Genomic DNA, 14,513 nt, shown 5'->3' with positions numbered 1-14,513 from the left:
CATGCTGGACCTGGAATTGCTGAAAACCTTTGTTTGCGTGGTCGACGAAGGCAGCTTCACCCGCGCCGCCGAACGGGTACACCGCACCCAATCGACGGTCAGCCAGCAGGTGCGAAAACTGGAGGATCTGGTCGGCCATGCTTTGCTGCTGCGCGACCGCACCGGGCTGAACGTCGCCGTCACCGAACATGGCGAACTGCTGATCCACTACGCCCGCCGCTTGCTCGCGCTGTCCGCCGAAGCCACGCAAGCGCTGGCCAGCGAGGTCGACCTGGAGGTGCTGCGCATCGGCATGCCGGAGGACTTCGACGCCCGGCGCATGGCGCTGATCCTCGCCGGTTTCACCCGCAGCCATCCACAGGCACGCCTGGAAACCCTCAGCGGCATGAGCCTCGACTTGCGCCAACGCCTCGATGCCGGTGACATCGACATCGCCCTGATCAAACGCGAACCCGACAGCGGCCCGGCGTGGGCGACCTGGCCGGAACGATTGGTGTGGGTCAAAGGCGCCGAGTTCGATACGTCGAGCGGTGTACTGCCGTTGGCGCTGTTTCCGCAAGGCTGCCTGTATCGGCAGCGAGCGATTCGCCTGCTCGATGTAGCCCAGCGACCCTGGCGGGTAGCGTTCGGCAGCCATAGCCTGACCGGGATTCAAGCGGCGGTGGCATCGGGATTGGGGATTTCAGTGCTGCCGGTCTCGGCGGTGTTGCCGGAGCATCAGCTGTGTACGGACTTGCCTGAGTTGGCGCCGACGGAACTGGCGTTGGTCAGCCGCGAGGGAGTGCTGAGCGCGTTGCAGCGTGGGTTGGTGGAGTTTTTGCGTGGGGAATTGGGGGTGGATGCGGGGGGATTTGCCTGAGATCCCCCTTGGTGGGTTATTCGGGTTTGTTGATTTCCCGCAGCAGGTCGGCGGTGGGGATGTTCATGGTGTTTGAGTAGTAGGGTTTGTAGCCGTAGGCGGTGATGACGACTTTGCAGGGGACGCTTTTTCTTTGGGATAGCAGAGCGTTGAGTTCCGGTACCGAGAGATTGTCCTGCGTGCTGCCGTTATCTGGGGTTTGGCGCAGAAAGGCACTTGTTACATAGTTGAATCTCCCCCGTGCTTTGTTCGACGCATCCTCATCGATCACACCGTATGCGGAATACCTGAACCGGTTAGTAATCGAAAAATCCTGGTCATCACGCAGTGCGCATTCCAGCATTGTCGAAGCGGCACCTACCCTCTTACCCCTGTTGAATAAATCCAATAGATCGACGTCAGAGCCATAATACACAGCGTAAAGGGAGCTATTTCCCTCCCTTTCTACGCTAAGAAAGTTAAGGTTCGCGGCAGGAACACTGTGATCCTTGGCGCAAGAGGCACAGAAGACATCAGGAGTATTGCCAACAACTTCTTCATATCAGCAGGTTGTTGATCTCATCAAACATAATGCGGTGGGATCGGTGACGCGGGCAGCGGATTTTCCGCTCATGAACAGCTCCTTGCGGTGTGACGTGAAGATCCTTTAGGGCGCGCAGCATGCGTGAATTTGCAGGCGCTTCAAACCTTCAGGCAAACAAAACAGGCGCTCAGATGAGCGCCTGTTTTGATTGACCGTTACCTATATCTCACCGCGCCGGGGGCACCCGGATGTCCCCCGCCCGGCATTGATTCTTCACGCCTTTGCCGCACGCGCCGAACTGCAAATCCTTGTCCATGCACACCCGCACTTCCGACAGCTGCGGGCCGCTGCAAATCACCGCGATGCCGTCTGCCGGGATGCCCGGATTGGCCTTGCGGAACAGATCGGCAATTTCTTGCGCCTCGAAGTAGTACGAAGAACTGAACGGTTGCAGTTCTGCCGGCACGTTCACCGCCGCAACGGCCTGGTCGGATTTGTCCAGATAGCCCATCGCGCCGAGGCCACTGCAGGTGCCGTGCTTGGACCATTCGTGATCAAGCAGTTTTTTCGTTGGAAACAGCGTCAGCCCCTTGTTGGTCTCGGCGGCTGATAAACGGGTCAGCGGCGGGCAGGATTGCGGCCAGCCGCCGCCGGCATATTGTGGCCACAGGCCGTGCAGGACGAAGCCGTAGCCTTTGCCGGTGCACTGCGCATCGTCTTTGTGAGTGAGGCAGAAAGTCGGCGACCAGGACAGCGCCAACAGGTAGTAGTCGAACACCCCCGCCACCGATTCCGCCTGCACTCTGGATTGCGATTGACGCGCCGAACTGATGCCGATGCTACCGATCGTCAGCGCGATCACTGTCAAAATTGTAAACAGCTTTTTCATGTACCCATTCCTTGGGACGCCAGCGTCCGTGGTTGTCGTTGCCGGCCAGACTTGGCCAGTGCTGATTTCGACACGCTTGTATTGCAAGCGCATGACGCAAGGCAAGGCTCTGCGCCGTGCGAAGGTCTACGCTGAACAGGCAGACATCCAACAAGGGAACCGAAATGAGTAAAGCAGACGAACTCGCCGCCAAACTCAAACAAACCCGGCACACCCAGGCCGACGACAGTACCTGCGCTGCGCTTGAGATCGATTGCTGGCCTGCTCAGGTGTACGACTTGTACCACCGCATCGAGGCATGGCTACAGCCAGTCACCGAGGTAGGACTGAAGATTCGGCGAATTCCTACGCACGTTTGCGAGACTTCACCGGATGGCGAATCCCATGATTACGCCATCGATCAGTTGGTGATCGAAGCCAACCACCATAGCCTGACCTTTGATCCGATCGCGCGGTTTACCGAGGACGGCTGCGGCCGAGTGCAGATCAATGTGCCAGAGCGCGATCAGTCGTTGCTGCGCACGGTGGATGAACATGGCGAAAGTCACTGGTGGTTGCAGACCGTTGAAACCGGGCAGGAGCTGGATGCGATTGCCCTGACGGAAAACAACTTGCTGCAGGTGGTACAGCAAGGACTGGGTCTGTAAGGGCAGTCGCGAAACTGACAAAACTGTAATCCACCCCTCAGCCAACTGAAAGCTGGCACTGGTTAGCCTCCCCGTCATGGGTCAAACAAGGACTTCCAGCGCATGTCTTCCACCACGTCTCGCCGCACCTTCGTCAAAGGCCTTGCTGCCGGCAGCCTGCTCGGCGGCCTCGGCCTGTGGCGCACGCCAGTCTGGGCGCTGAACGGCGCCGGGCCGCTCAACGAGCTGAGCGGTAATCAGTTCGAGCTGTTTATCGGCGAAACCGCGGTCAACTTCAGCGGTTCCCCGCGTACCGCCATGACCATCAACGGTAGCCTGCCCGGCCCGCTGCTGCGCTGGCGCGAAGGTGACACCGTCACGCTGCGGGTGCGCAATCGGCTCTCGGCCAGCACCTCGATTCACTGGCACGGCATTCTGTTGCCGGCAAACATGGACGGTGTGCCGGGCCTGAGTTTCCATGGCATCGAACCGGGCGGCGTGTACGTCTATCAGTTCAAGGTTCGCCAACACGGCACCTACTGGTACCACAGCCATTCCGGGCTTCAGGAACAGGCCGGTGTCTACGGACCGCTGGTGATCGAGGCCAAGGAACCGGAGCCCTTCCAGTACGACCGCGACTGCGTGGTGATGCTCAGTGACTGGACCGACGAAGACCCGGCCAGCCTGATGAAGACTCTGAAAAAACAGTCCGACTACTACAACTTCCACAAACGCACCGTCGGCGACTTCATCAATGATGTCGGGGAAAAAGGCTGGGGCGCCACCGTCGCCGATCGCAAAATGTGGGCGCAAATGAACATGAACCCCACCGACATCGCCGACGTCAGTGGCGCCACGTACACCTTCCTGATGAACGGCCAGGCGCCCGATGACAACTTTACCTGCCTGTTCCGCCCTGGCGAAAAACTGCGCCTGCGCCTGATCAACGGCTCGGCGATGACCTACTTCGACGTGCGCATTCCGGGGCTGAAAATGACTGTGGTGGCCGCCGATGGCTTGCACGTCAATCCGGTCAGCGTCGATGAATTGCGCATCGCGGTAGCCGAGACTTACGACGTCATCGTCGAGCCTGATGGTGACGCCCACACCGTGTTCGCCCAAGCCATGGACCGCAGCGGTTATGCGCGCGGCACCCTCGCCACACGCGGCGGATTATCCGCGCCGGTGCCCGCGCTCGACCCGCGTCCCCTGGTCAGCATGGACGACATGGGCATGGACGACATGGGCATGGGCGGCATGGACCACAGCGGCATGGACATGAGCGCCATGGACCACTCGGCCATGGGGCCGATGCAATCGCATCCGGCCAGCGAGACAGACAATCCGCTGGTGGACATGCAAGCCATGACCACCGCGCCAAAACTCGACGATCCCGGCCTTGGCCTGCGCAACAACGGCCGTCGCGTGCTGACGTACGCCGACCTGCGCAGCCCCTTCGAAGACCCGGACGGCCGCGACCCGGGCCGCACCCTCGAGTTGCACCTGACCGGGCACATGGAGAAATTCGCCTGGTCGTTCAACGGCATCAAATTCTCCGACGCCGAACCGTTGCTGCTCAAGTACGGCGAGCGTATCCGTCTGGTGCTGGTCAACGACACGATGATGACCCACCCCATTCACTTGCATGGCATGTGGAGCGACCTGGAAGACGAGAACGGCAATTTCCAGGTGCGCAAACACACCATCGACATGCCGCCCGGCAGCCGCCGCAGCTACCGCGTCACTGCCGATGCCCTCGGCCGCTGGGCCTATCACTGCCATCTGCTGTATCACATGGAAATGGGGATGTTTCGCGAAGTGCGGGTGGAAGAATGAAGGGACCGACCATGACTCGATTCAGCGCGTTTTCCCTGCTGCTCATCGGCGCCCCAGCTCTGGCCGCCAGCGACATGCACGGCATGGACCACAGCCAGATGCCCGGCATGGACCATTCGGCCATGCAAAGCATGGACGACGGCATGATGCAGCCCGCCGCGCCCGCCGAAAGCCGGACGCCGATCCCGCCACTGACCGACGCCGACCGCGCTGCCGTGTTCACCAGCCCCGGCGGCCATCAGGTGCATGACCGCGTCATCAACAGCTATTTCCTCGCCGACAAACTCGAATGGCAGGACGCCGACGACGGCAGCGCTTTGGCCTGGGATCTGTCCGGCTGGATCGGCGGTGACATCGACCGGCTGTGGCTGCGTTCCGAAGGCGAGCGCAGCAACGGCAAGACCGAAGACGCGGAAATTCAGGCGCTCTGGGGCCATGCGATCTCGCCGTGGTGGGACGTGGTCAGCGGCGTGCGTCAGGACTTCAAACCCGGCGCCCCGCAAACCTGGGCCGCGTTCGGCGTGCAGGGCATGGCGTTGTACAACTTCGAGGCCGAAGCCACGGCCTTTCTCGGCGAGGGCGGCCAGAGTGCGATGCGCCTGGAAGGCGATTACGACATCTTGCTGACGAACCGGCTGATCCTGCAACCGACCGCCGAACTCAACGTCTACGGCAAAAACGATCCGCAGCGAGGCATTGGCTCCGGGCTGTCCAACACCGAGGCGGGCCTGCGTTTGCGCTATGAAATCCGCCGCGAATTTGCGCCTTATATCGGCGTGACGTGGAACCGCACCTACGGCAACACCGCCGACTACGCCCGCGACGAAGGCGAGGATCGCAGTGAAGCGCGCCTCGTCCTGGGCGTGCGGATGTGGTTCTGATTTCCCTCTAAAAACAAACCGGAGACTTGCATGCGCACCTTGATCACCCACCTCCTGCTTGCCAGCGGATTGCTCCTGAGCAGCCTCGCCCAGGCCCACCCGAAACTGCTGTCATCGACCCCTGCCGAAGGCGCGGATGGCGCCGCCCCCGGCAAGATCGAGCTGCGCTTCTCGGAAAACCTCGTCACGCAGTTTTCCGGCGCCAAACTGGTCATGACTGAGATGCCCGGCATGGCCCACCCGCCGATGCCGATGAAAGCCAAAGTCAGTGCCGGCAGCGACCCGAAAACCATGCTGATCACTCCGCTCGCGCCATTGCCTGCCGGGACCTACCAGGTGCAGTGGCGCGCGGTGTCATCCGACACGCATCCAATCACCGGCAACGTCACGTTCAAAGTGAAGTGAGCGATGGATGAACTGGCCAACATCGTCCTGCGGTTCGCGCTGTATGTAGATTTGCTGCTGTTGTTCGGCCTGCCCTTGTTCGGGCTGTACAACGTTAATGCGGCGCTGCGGTTTCAACCGCTGTTGCGTGGGATGGCGTTGGTCGGGTCACTGCTGTCAGTCGCAGGGCTGGTGCTGATGACCCGCGCCATGAGCGGCGAAACGCAGCTCGCGGCACTCTGGCCGCATCTGCGAATGATGCTCCTGGAAACGGATGTCGGGCTGGCGTGGGCGCTGCGGATGACGGCGCTGATCATCGTGCTGTTTCGGCCGAGTGGGTGGATTGCCTCGATCGCCAGTGCAGTCGCCCTCGCCTCGCTGGCCTGGAGCGGACACGGCGCGATGGATGAAGGGGCGTTGCGATTCTGGCATTTCCTCAGCGACATTCTGCACCTGCTCGCGGCTGGGGCATGGCTGGGCGCGATGCTGGCGTTGCTGTTGATGGCGCGGCTGGTCGATGACACCCATATTCGGCGGCTGGCCGAGGCGGTCAAGCGCTTCGAATGGATGGGCGCAGTGATCGTGCTGACCCTGACGATCAGCGGCGTGGTGAACTACTTATTCATCGTCGGCCCGCGGCTATTGCCTGGCAGTTATGGGCTGCTGCTGGCGATCAAGGTTCTGCTGTTTATGGCAATGCTGATGCTCGCCGCGTTGAATCGCTTTCACCTTGGACCGTTGCTGGAGCGCTCGTTACGCGACGGTCAACACCTCATCGCAGCGACCGCGTTGAAGCGCAGTCTGGTGGTGGAGCTGGTCACGGCCCTGCTGGTCGTGGCATTGGTGGCGTGGCTGGGTACATTGAGTCCGGAGCCGGGATGACACCCGGGAAGGGCTTTCACTACACTGGGCCACCTTCCCTCTCAGAAGTCCGATCTCCATGACAACACCAAAAAGCACGATGATCGCCTGCGCTCTGCTGACCCTGGCCACCGGCGTCCACGCCGAGCCAAGCGCCAGCCACCTCGACCGCATCCAGCAACAAGGCCAACTGCGCGTCTGCACCACGGGCGACTACAAGCCCTACACCTTCAAGCGCACCGACGGTGATTTCGAAGGCATCGACATCAGCATGGCCCGCTCATTGGCCGACAGCCTCGGCGTCAAAGTCCAATGGGTGCAAACCACCTGGAAAACCCTGATGCCCGATATGCAGGCCGGCAAATGCGACATCGGCATGGGCGGCATCTCGGTCACGCTGGAACGGCAGAAAAAAGCCTACTTCAGCAACACCCTCGACACCGACGGCAAAATACCGCTGGTGCGCTGCGCCGACCAATCCAAGTACCAGACCATCGACCAGATCAACCGGCCGGACGTACGCCTGGTCGAACCCGCCGGCGGCACCAACGAAGCCTTCGTCCACGCCTTCCTGCCCAAGGCACAACTGGCCCTGCACGACAACGTAACGATTTTCCAGCAACTGCTCGACAACAAGGCCGACGTCATGATCACCGACGCCTCGGAAGCGCTGTATCAGCAGAAGCTAAAACCCGGCTTGTGCGCGGTCAATCCGCATCAGTACATGCAATACGGCGAAAAGGCTTACTTGCTGCCGCGCGATGACATCAGCTGGAAACTGTATGTCGATCAGTGGCTGCATTTGAGTAAGGTGACCGGAAAATATCAGCAGACCCTGGGTGAGTGGATTGCCGTGCCTGCGGCGCAGTAAAGGCTAATCGTCGTGCAGCATGCCGGAGCTGTATTGACTCAGGCTGCTGCCGATACTGTTGCCGCCGAAGTTCAACGTATTGGCATTACGGCCTTCAGACGACTGGCAATCTGCGGCGAAACAACTGGTCGTGGTCAGGCCTGCCCCGCCTGAACAAGCACTCAGCACCGATACGGTTGCAGTAATCAACAGCACCCTGACGACATGAATGTTCATCGCACGATTCCCCTCTGGATGAAAAACGACGGTCTTGTCCGAGCATCCTGCGCCCGTACCGCGTGCGCCAATATGAAATTTGCTTGGCCGACAGCACCGGTTCAGCATCTTGGGCGCTGAGGGCGACTGCCATAGAGAACGCAGAAATAGCGCTGAGCGGATCTTTGCCCGACCGCATTCCTGATAAACTCCCGCGCCTTCGCCTCGTTGATTCAGATTCCCCAAAATGCCTCTACAACCCGCGCCACTGTCCCGCCGCTTTTCTGTTGCTCCGATGATGGATTGGACCGACCGCCATTGCCGGTACTTCCTGCGTCTCCTGTCGAAAAATGCTCTGCTCTACACCGAAATGGTCACCACCGGCGCGCTCCTTAACGGCGATCACGAACGCTTCCTTCGCCACAACGACGCCGAGCACCCGCTCGCTTTGCAGTTGGGCGGTAGCGTCCCGCTGGATCTCGCTGCTTGCGCCCGCATGGCGCAGGAGCACGGTTACGACGAGGTCAACCTGAACGTCGGCTGTCCAAGCGATCGCGTGCAGAACAACATGATCGGTGCGTGCCTGATGGGGCATCCGCAGTTGGTGGCTGATTGTGTGAAGGCGATGCGCGATGCGGTTTCGATTCCGGTGACGGTGAAGCATCGGATCGGGATCAACGGGCGCGACAGTTATGCCGAGCTGTGCGATTTCGTCGGTACGGTGCGGGATGCCGGGTGTACGAGTTTTACCGTGCATGCGCGGATCGCGATTCTGGAGGGCTTGTCGCCGAAGGAGAACCGCGACATTCCGCCATTGCGCTATGACGTGGCGGCGCAATTGAAGGCTGATTTTCCGCAACTGGAGATTGTGTTGAATGGTGGGATCAAGACGCTGGAAGCCTGCCATGAGCATTTGCAGACGTTCGACGGTGTAATGTTGGGGCGTGAGGCTTATCACAATCCGTATTTGCTGGCGGAGGTCGATCAGCAGTTGTTCGGCAGTCCGGCGCCGGTGATCAGCCGCGCCGAGGCGTTGGCGCAGCTGCGTCCTTATATAGCCGAGCATTTGCTGGCGGGTGGTGCGATGCATCACATCACTCGACATGTGCTGGGCCTGGGCACCGGGTTCCCGGGGGCGCGTAAATTCCGTCAGTTGTTGTCGGTGGATATCCACAAGGCCAAGGATCCGCTGGCGCTGCTGGATCAGGCGGCGGCGTTGCTCGAAGGGCGCTGATGCCCTCCCGTCATTCAGTCAGGCGGCTTGGGCCGCCTGGCTTGCACCTCAAGCCGCAGCAGCCGCCGTCCAGTTCACCCAGCCAAACAGCCACGTCGCCAGAATCAGCAAGCCAAACCCGATGCGATACCACGCGAACGCGGCATAGCTGTGGTTGGCAATGAACTTGAGCAGGCCGCGCACGGCAATCATTGCGAAGATAAACGCGGTGACGAAGCCCAGAGCGAAAACCGGCAGGTCGTTGGGCTGGAACAGGTCGCGGTATTTGTAGCCGGAGTACACGGCGGCGCCGACCATGGTTGGCATGGCGAGGAAGAACGAGAACTCGGTAGCGGCTTTGCGCGACAGACCGAAAAGCAGGCCGCCAATAATGGTTGAGCCGGAGCGCGATGTGCCGGGAATCATCGCCAGGCATTGTACGAAACCGATCTTCAGCGCGTCGGACCAACGCATGTCGTCGACGTGCTCGACGCTTACGACATGGCTGCGCTGCTCGGCCCACAGCATGACGATGCCGCCCACGACCAATGCCACGGCAACGGTGATCGGGTTGAACAGGTATTCGTGGATCGTGTCAGCGAACAACACGCCCAGGATAACTGCCGGAAAAAAGGCGATCAGCAAGTTAATCGTGAACCGTTGTGCGCTGCGCTCGGTCGGCAAGCCTTTGACGATCTCGAAGATCTTCGGACGAAATTCCCAGACAACCGCAAGAATGGCCCCCAACTGAATAATGATGTTGAACGCCATCGCGCGTTCGCCGCCGAACTCAAGCAAGTCAGCGACAATAATCTGGTGACCGGTGCTTGAGATGGGCAAGAACTCGGTCAGGCCTTCTACCGCACCTAATATCAACACCTGGAAAAGGGTCCAGAAATCCATTAATCCTCCGTCAGAGCGCTCAGGGCGAGCGACCGGGCAATAACACTCAGGGTTTGAGCATCTAAAGTCATGCAAGTAGTTCTTTTGGCCCGGAAGAATAGGTCTTATGAAATGCCACACTCAAGCCATGTTAATAATCGTCGGCCGACGAACTACTCAGAAAAAATTTATATCTTTGTAGTAAAAATATTTCAGCAAAGATATAAAGCGTGACCTGGTTCACATTCTTCCCGGATGGCCATTCAGTGGCAAAAGGACATAGACAAAGCCATCGCAATAGACTCAGAATAGTGGCACCATTGCATATCGCCATCATCTAGGCAGTAGTTCACAGCTTCGCGGAAATCAACTAAAAGCTTGAAAAGCTTAATTATTGTTAGAAAACTCGCGAGCCACGTCTAATTTCCGCGTAAATGTTACCAATTGTCAGTCACAGATGAGAACCGGTGCTTTAACATCCCGATGTCAGCACTAATTCGAGTCAAAGCATGATGCTCTCAGGGAACTTAGCGACTAGAAGCCCGCGCCCGACAAATGACGAACCTGGTGTTCTCACTTTGGGTCGTACCCGTGGCGTGGCTGAACATTTTAGAGCGCTAGTCGCCCCGCACGTGCGAATCGATATACCGCTTGAAGCCAGCGAATACACAGGCAACTTCAACCAGAGTGAATACCTGGGTTCGTATCGCGCCATCTTCCTAGTCATCGATAGCCCGCAGGCCCTTGAAGACAATCTTGCACTGGTCGAAAGCCTGCGTAGCGACAACTTGAAACCGCTGATCTGCGCCGTCATAACGGGCCGTGGCGCCTTCAACAAGATCAAATATTATCTGGCCGGCGCGGATGCTTGTATCAAGCTCAATACCCTTTCAGACGACAGTGCCGACTTGCTGGCAGAGTTCTTCAATAGCGAAGAATGGCAACGTGACATCAACTTGACGCTCGACCCGACGCGTATCTGCCTGATGAGCACCAGCAAGAAACTCGACATCTCGTTTGCCGAAATGAAGATCCTCGAAGCCTTTGCGCAGACGGGTAATCACATACTGAGCCACGATGAAATAGCCGGCATCATGGGCCTCAACACCAATTTCTACGATCCTCGAGCGCTGGAAAAATCAATCAGTCGCTTGCGTGGAAAAATCAAGGAGATGTATGGTACAAACGCGATTCAGAGCATCCGCGGCTACGGCTATCGCCTGATGCGGGGCCTGATATCGACTGCCTGACTCACGGGCAGCCAATCCTTTTTGCATACGAACGAAGGATCGTCTGATGCAACTCTATAGCTCCAGTTCTGCTCCACGCCTGTCAGAAATCATGCTTTTGAATGAGCGCGACAACACGACCCATAACAATAAAACTCCATAACATAGCAGCAGTTCGAGTGGAATTTATCGAGGGCCATCATTCGGCCCAACCCTGCCTATCGATTACTTCCGAGGAAGTCATTGCTCGCCTGCCGATTTATCTTTTAGCCAATTTTGGTATGTATTTAGGAGAGAGACATGGAAACGAGTACAACCCTCCCAAGAAAATATTTTGTTGTCGTGGCGCACAGCTCAACGTCGCAGCGTGAACTGGAGAGCATCTTGTCCAGTGAACGTTTCAACTCGTTTGGCACATCGCAGGCACAAATGTTTGTTGAAGGTGTTGCTTCGCCCTCTTCCGCCCCAACGGTCATGGAGTTCAGTTACCCAAGCCTCAGTCGAAAAAATGTTGCACGCAGCATCGAACATGATACCCAGCGCATACTGGCCACGCTTGAATCCGAATGGCGGGCCGCGCAAACAGGCAATCCCTTTCACAACATCCCGGCATTGACTGGACATAACAACGCAATGCCAACCGCCATTGAAAGCGATGTATCCGGCAGCGAAACCTGGCATCTGGACAATGCTCAAGGTGCATTGGTCAAAGACAGTGTCGAGATCAGCCTGACTGGTCTAGAGACAGCTCTGGTCAGAAAGATGCTGACTCACGAAGATCGAGTTGTCAGTCGCGACGACCTGATTCTGAGTATCGGCCGCGAACCAGAGCAATACCGCGGGCTTGAGATGTGCTTGAGCCGATTGCAGGACAAGTTTAAGAGCGCCAGTAACGGCGAACGGCTGTTTCGTGCTGTAAGAAACCGCGGATATTGCCTCATCCAGGATATCGTCGCGTAATCACCTTCGACACTCCGAATAAAGCAAACAGATATAAAGTGCGACTACAACAACAAGAAGAGCACTCTGTTGGCTTCACCTCCCCTGACTATCCAGCGACCTGCCTCCACCCCTCCAACAGTAACAAATACAACCGTCTTTATTCACCCCCCGTTACACGACCTTTTCTAACAGCTCAGCTATTTAATTATTAAAAAGTTGGCACTGTGCCATCTTGTTAGAACTCGTCAGACACCCTTCCCGTCAATAAATTAGTCTATTGACTGACGACAGTTCGACATATCGACGTTGTTACCTCAGGACACTCGCTAGAACAAAAACAATAAGTCTGCATAACAAGTCGGTTTTCAACTGTTGAAACCTGAATGGACGTCTTTTGGGGATATCGTATGGATCTTTCTCTCAGTATCAATCGAAGCACGGGCCTCAAGGGACTGACCTTTTGGGGCCAATGGGCGCTGGCACAGGGCTTTGTGGTAACGCTGTTGTTCATACTCGCCGAGCAGCACACCGGGACGGTCGCGTTCTACTACCGTATGTGCGCAACGCTGGCGGTTCTGGCATCGGTGCCGGCTTACACGTTTAGCGGCGTTTATCGTAAACGTGATAATTACCTGACCGGGCTGGGTCGGCTGTTCATGGGTTGGTCGATGACCATGGCGGCACTCGCGTGCATCGCCTTTGTCTGCCAGGCCGATGAGTTGTTTTCGCGTCAGGTGATTCTGAGCTGGGCGGTCTACGGCTTCCTCGGTCAGGCGTTTCTTTACGCTCCGCTGCATGCGTTTTCCAAGTACTACCAGCGTTCGCGGAAAAGCGAGCACAGGACCCTGATCGTCGGTACCGGCGAACTGGCCCTGGGCTTGGCGAGGAAACTCAGCCAGTTGGAAAACCTGCCGCTGATCGGTCTGGTCAGCAACGGTGACACACCGCTTCTCGCATCGGATGCACCGCGTGTCGTGGGTGCGCAGGACGAGTTGCTGGAACTGATCGAAGCGCACGACATCCGTCGCTTGTACATCACACTGCCGCTGTGCGAAGCGGCGAAAATCGAAGCGATGTATGTCGATTTGCTGGGCGCCAACGTCGATGTGGTGTGGGTCCCGGACTTGAACAGCCTGACCCTGCTCAATCACTCGGTGAAAGTAGTAGACGGTCTGCCGGCGATCTATCTCAATGAGAGTCCGCTGACCAGCCGTCCGACCGCGGCGTTGAGCAAAAGCCTCGTGGAGAAGACGGTGGCGTTCCTGGCGATCATCGCGCTGAGTCCGATACTGCTGCTGATCGCCCTGGCGGTGAAGATCAACTCGCCCGGCCCGGTGTTCTTCAAGCAGGATCGGCATGGCTGGAACGGCAAGGTGATCAAGGTCTGGAAGTTTCGCTCGATGCGTGTTCACGATGACCGCGAAGTGAAACAAGCCAGCCGTAATGACTCGCGTATCACCGCTGTCGGCCGCTTCATCCGCCGCACGTCGCTGGACGAGTTGCCGCAACTGTTCAACGTGCTGCAAGGGCACATGGCTTTGGTCGGCCCGCGCCCTCATGCGGTTGCACACAACAACTATTACTCGGGGAAAATCCTCGCGTACATGGCGCGCCACCGGATTAAACCGGGCATCACCGGGCTTGCGCAAATCAGCGGTTGCCGTGGTGAGACTGACACCCTGGACAAAATGCAGAAGCGCGTCGAGATTGACCTGCAGTACATCAACAGCTGGTCGTTGTGGCTGGATCTGAAGATTCTGGTGAAGACGCCATTTACCTTGCTGTCGAAGGATATTTACTGAGGCGCAGTGCTTCGGGTCGCAAGGGGACGAAAGTCCCCTTTTTTGTGGGCGGGATTTGGGTAAACCGGTCCCGAGTACAGGTACGAACCCTGTGGGAGTGAGCCTGCTCACGAAAGCGGTGGGTCAGGCGATGGAGATGCTGAATGTGTTGGCGCCTTCGCGAGCAGGCTCGCTCCCACCGGGATTCAGGTCATAACCAGGATCTGCGGTGTGACGCAAGACCCTGTGGGAGCTGGCTTGCCAGCGAAAGCGGTGGGTCAGGCAATGGCGATGTTGGATGTGCCAATGCCTTCGCGAGCAAGCCCGCTCCCACAGGGTTTTGGGGTTGAGCAGGGATTTTCGCTGAGACAGATAGCCAATGTGGGAGTGAGCTTGCTCACGAAAGCGGTGGGTCAGGCGATGGAGATGTTGGATGTGCCGGCGCCTTCGTGAGCAAGCCCACTCCCACAGGTTTTGGGGCTGGATCCAGAGTTGCGGCGTGACGCAGACCCTGTGGGAGCTGGCTTGCCAGCGAAAGCGG

Annotated in this window: 15 protein-coding genes; 11 read left to right on the top strand and 4 right to left on the bottom strand. The window is 58.2% G+C overall.

The annotated features are described in order from the left end of the window. Position 1: 1 nt before the first annotated feature. Positions 2–859 (top strand): LysR substrate-binding domain-containing protein, encoded by an 858-nt coding sequence (locus HU739_RS00545; RefSeq protein WP_186550486.1) that lies wholly within the window; start codon positions 2–4, stop codon positions 857–859. Between the two features lie 16 nt (positions 860–875). Here the strand turns inward: HU739_RS00545 and HU739_RS00540 are convergent, their stop codons facing one another. After that, the gene (locus HU739_RS00540) at positions 876–1,202 is read right to left on the bottom strand and encodes a hypothetical protein (RefSeq protein ID WP_186550484.1); all 327 of its coding nucleotides are present in this window, start codon (positions 1,200–1,202) and stop codon (positions 876–878) included. Between the two features lie 406 nt (positions 1,203–1,608). Next, on the bottom strand, positions 1,609–2,271 hold the full coding sequence (locus HU739_RS00535) for a ribonuclease T2 (protein WP_186550482.1): 663 nt from the start codon (positions 2,269–2,271) through the stop codon (positions 1,609–1,611). Positions 2,272–2,435: 164 nt separating this feature from the next. Here HU739_RS00535 and HU739_RS00530 point away from each other — a divergent pair, with 164 nt between their 5' ends. The 6 genes from HU739_RS00530 to HU739_RS00505 all read left to right on the top strand — a co-directional run bounded on the left by HU739_RS00530 (position 2,436) and on the right by HU739_RS00505 (position 7,730). Then, positions 2,436–2,918 (top strand): hypothetical protein, encoded by a 483-nt coding sequence (locus tag HU739_RS00530; RefSeq protein ID WP_186550480.1) that lies wholly within the window; start codon positions 2,436–2,438, stop codon positions 2,916–2,918. Positions 2,919–3,020: 102 nt separating this feature from the next. Then, positions 3,021–4,733 carry a copper resistance system multicopper oxidase gene (locus HU739_RS00525; RefSeq protein WP_186550478.1) on the top strand — a complete coding sequence of 571 codons (1,713 nt, stop codon included), beginning with the start codon at positions 3,021–3,023 and terminating at the stop codon, positions 4,731–4,733. Between the two features lie 11 nt (positions 4,734–4,744). Then, positions 4,745–5,614, top strand: a complete 870-nt coding sequence (locus HU739_RS00520; protein WP_186550476.1) for a copper resistance protein B — start codon at positions 4,745–4,747, stop codon at positions 5,612–5,614. Between the two features lie 30 nt (positions 5,615–5,644). Beyond that, on the top strand, positions 5,645–6,019 hold the full coding sequence (gene copC, locus HU739_RS00515) for a copper homeostasis periplasmic binding protein CopC (RefSeq protein WP_186550474.1): 375 nt from the start codon (positions 5,645–5,647) through the stop codon (positions 6,017–6,019). 3 nt (positions 6,020–6,022) lie between these two features. After that, entirely contained in the window at positions 6,023–6,880 is an 858-nt protein-coding gene (gene copD / locus HU739_RS00510; protein ID WP_186550472.1) for a copper homeostasis membrane protein CopD, read from the top strand. A 58-nt stretch (positions 6,881–6,938) separates the two neighbouring features. Continuing rightward, a complete protein-coding gene (locus HU739_RS00505) occupies positions 6,939–7,730 on the top strand; it encodes a transporter substrate-binding domain-containing protein (RefSeq protein WP_186550470.1) in 792 nt (263 codons plus the stop codon). A gap of 3 nt (positions 7,731–7,733) precedes the next feature. Here the strand turns inward: HU739_RS00505 and HU739_RS00500 are convergent, their stop codons facing one another. Then, complete coding sequence (locus tag HU739_RS00500; RefSeq protein ID WP_186550468.1) at positions 7,734–7,946, bottom strand: hypothetical protein; 213 nt, start codon at positions 7,944–7,946, stop codon at positions 7,734–7,736. Positions 7,947–8,172: 226 nt separating this feature from the next. On the opposite strand from HU739_RS00500, the gene dusA reads away from it, so the two are divergent. Continuing rightward, positions 8,173–9,159 carry a tRNA dihydrouridine(20/20a) synthase DusA gene (gene dusA / locus HU739_RS00495; RefSeq protein ID WP_186550466.1) on the top strand — a complete coding sequence of 329 codons (987 nt, stop codon included), beginning with the start codon at positions 8,173–8,175 and terminating at the stop codon, positions 9,157–9,159. Between the two features lie 48 nt (positions 9,160–9,207). Here the strand turns inward: dusA and HU739_RS00490 are convergent, their stop codons facing one another. After that, entirely contained in the window at positions 9,208–10,041 is an 834-nt protein-coding gene (locus HU739_RS00490) for an undecaprenyl-diphosphate phosphatase (protein ID WP_186550464.1), read from the bottom strand. A gap of 488 nt (positions 10,042–10,529) precedes the next feature. Between HU739_RS00490 and HU739_RS00485 the strand changes: the two genes are divergently transcribed. The 3 genes from HU739_RS00485 to HU739_RS00475 all read left to right on the top strand — a co-directional run bounded on the left by HU739_RS00485 (position 10,530) and on the right by HU739_RS00475 (position 13,993). After that, complete coding sequence (locus HU739_RS00485) at positions 10,530–11,270, top strand: winged helix-turn-helix domain-containing protein (protein ID WP_186550462.1); 741 nt, start codon at positions 10,530–10,532, stop codon at positions 11,268–11,270. Between the two features lie 279 nt (positions 11,271–11,549). Continuing rightward, positions 11,550–12,209: a winged helix-turn-helix domain-containing protein gene (locus HU739_RS00480; RefSeq protein ID WP_186550460.1), complete on the top strand. Its 660-nt coding sequence runs from the start codon at positions 11,550–11,552 to the stop codon at positions 12,207–12,209. Between the two features lie 389 nt (positions 12,210–12,598). Continuing rightward, positions 12,599–13,993, top strand: coding sequence for an undecaprenyl-phosphate glucose phosphotransferase (locus HU739_RS00475; protein WP_186550458.1), 1,395 nt, complete (start codon positions 12,599–12,601; stop codon positions 13,991–13,993). The last annotated feature ends 520 nt before the right edge of the window (positions 13,994–14,513 follow it).

The organism is Pseudomonas hamedanensis, assembly GCF_014268595.2.
Lineage (GTDB): Bacteria > Pseudomonadota > Gammaproteobacteria > Pseudomonadales > Pseudomonadaceae > Aquipseudomonas > Aquipseudomonas hamedanensis.
The sequence above is the reverse complement of the archived record's forward strand: the minus strand, read 5'-3'. Positions and strand labels throughout refer to the sequence as shown.

What these genes read in the sequence shown, in the direction of transcription:
- HU739_RS00545 (WP_186550486.1), top strand. Translation starts at nt 2, where the DNA reads ATGCTGGACCTGGAATTGCTGAAAACCTTTGTTTGCGTGGTCGACGAA.
- HU739_RS00540 (WP_186550484.1), bottom strand. Translation starts at nt 1,202, where the DNA reads ATGCTGGAATGCGCACTGCGTGATGACCAGGATTTTTCGATTACTAAC.
- HU739_RS00535 (WP_186550482.1), bottom strand. Translation starts at nt 2,271, where the DNA reads ATGAAAAAGCTGTTTACAATTTTGACAGTGATCGCGCTGACGATCGGT.
- HU739_RS00530 (WP_186550480.1), top strand. Translation starts at nt 2,436, where the DNA reads ATGAGTAAAGCAGACGAACTCGCCGCCAAACTCAAACAAACCCGGCAC.
- HU739_RS00525 (WP_186550478.1), top strand. Translation starts at nt 3,021, where the DNA reads ATGTCTTCCACCACGTCTCGCCGCACCTTCGTCAAAGGCCTTGCTGCC.
- HU739_RS00520 (WP_186550476.1), top strand. Translation starts at nt 4,745, where the DNA reads ATGACTCGATTCAGCGCGTTTTCCCTGCTGCTCATCGGCGCCCCAGCT.
- copC (WP_186550474.1), top strand. Translation starts at nt 5,645, where the DNA reads ATGCGCACCTTGATCACCCACCTCCTGCTTGCCAGCGGATTGCTCCTG.
- copD (WP_186550472.1), top strand. Translation starts at nt 6,023, where the DNA reads ATGGATGAACTGGCCAACATCGTCCTGCGGTTCGCGCTGTATGTAGAT.
- HU739_RS00505 (WP_186550470.1), top strand. Translation starts at nt 6,939, where the DNA reads ATGACAACACCAAAAAGCACGATGATCGCCTGCGCTCTGCTGACCCTG.
- HU739_RS00500 (WP_186550468.1), bottom strand. Translation starts at nt 7,946, where the DNA reads ATGAACATTCATGTCGTCAGGGTGCTGTTGATTACTGCAACCGTATCG.
- dusA (WP_186550466.1), top strand. Translation starts at nt 8,173, where the DNA reads ATGCCTCTACAACCCGCGCCACTGTCCCGCCGCTTTTCTGTTGCTCCG.
- HU739_RS00490 (WP_186550464.1), bottom strand. Translation starts at nt 10,041, where the DNA reads ATGGATTTCTGGACCCTTTTCCAGGTGTTGATATTAGGTGCGGTAGAA.
- HU739_RS00485 (WP_186550462.1), top strand. Translation starts at nt 10,530, where the DNA reads ATGATGCTCTCAGGGAACTTAGCGACTAGAAGCCCGCGCCCGACAAAT.
- HU739_RS00480 (WP_186550460.1), top strand. Translation starts at nt 11,550, where the DNA reads ATGGAAACGAGTACAACCCTCCCAAGAAAATATTTTGTTGTCGTGGCG.
- HU739_RS00475 (WP_186550458.1), top strand. Translation starts at nt 12,599, where the DNA reads ATGGATCTTTCTCTCAGTATCAATCGAAGCACGGGCCTCAAGGGACTG.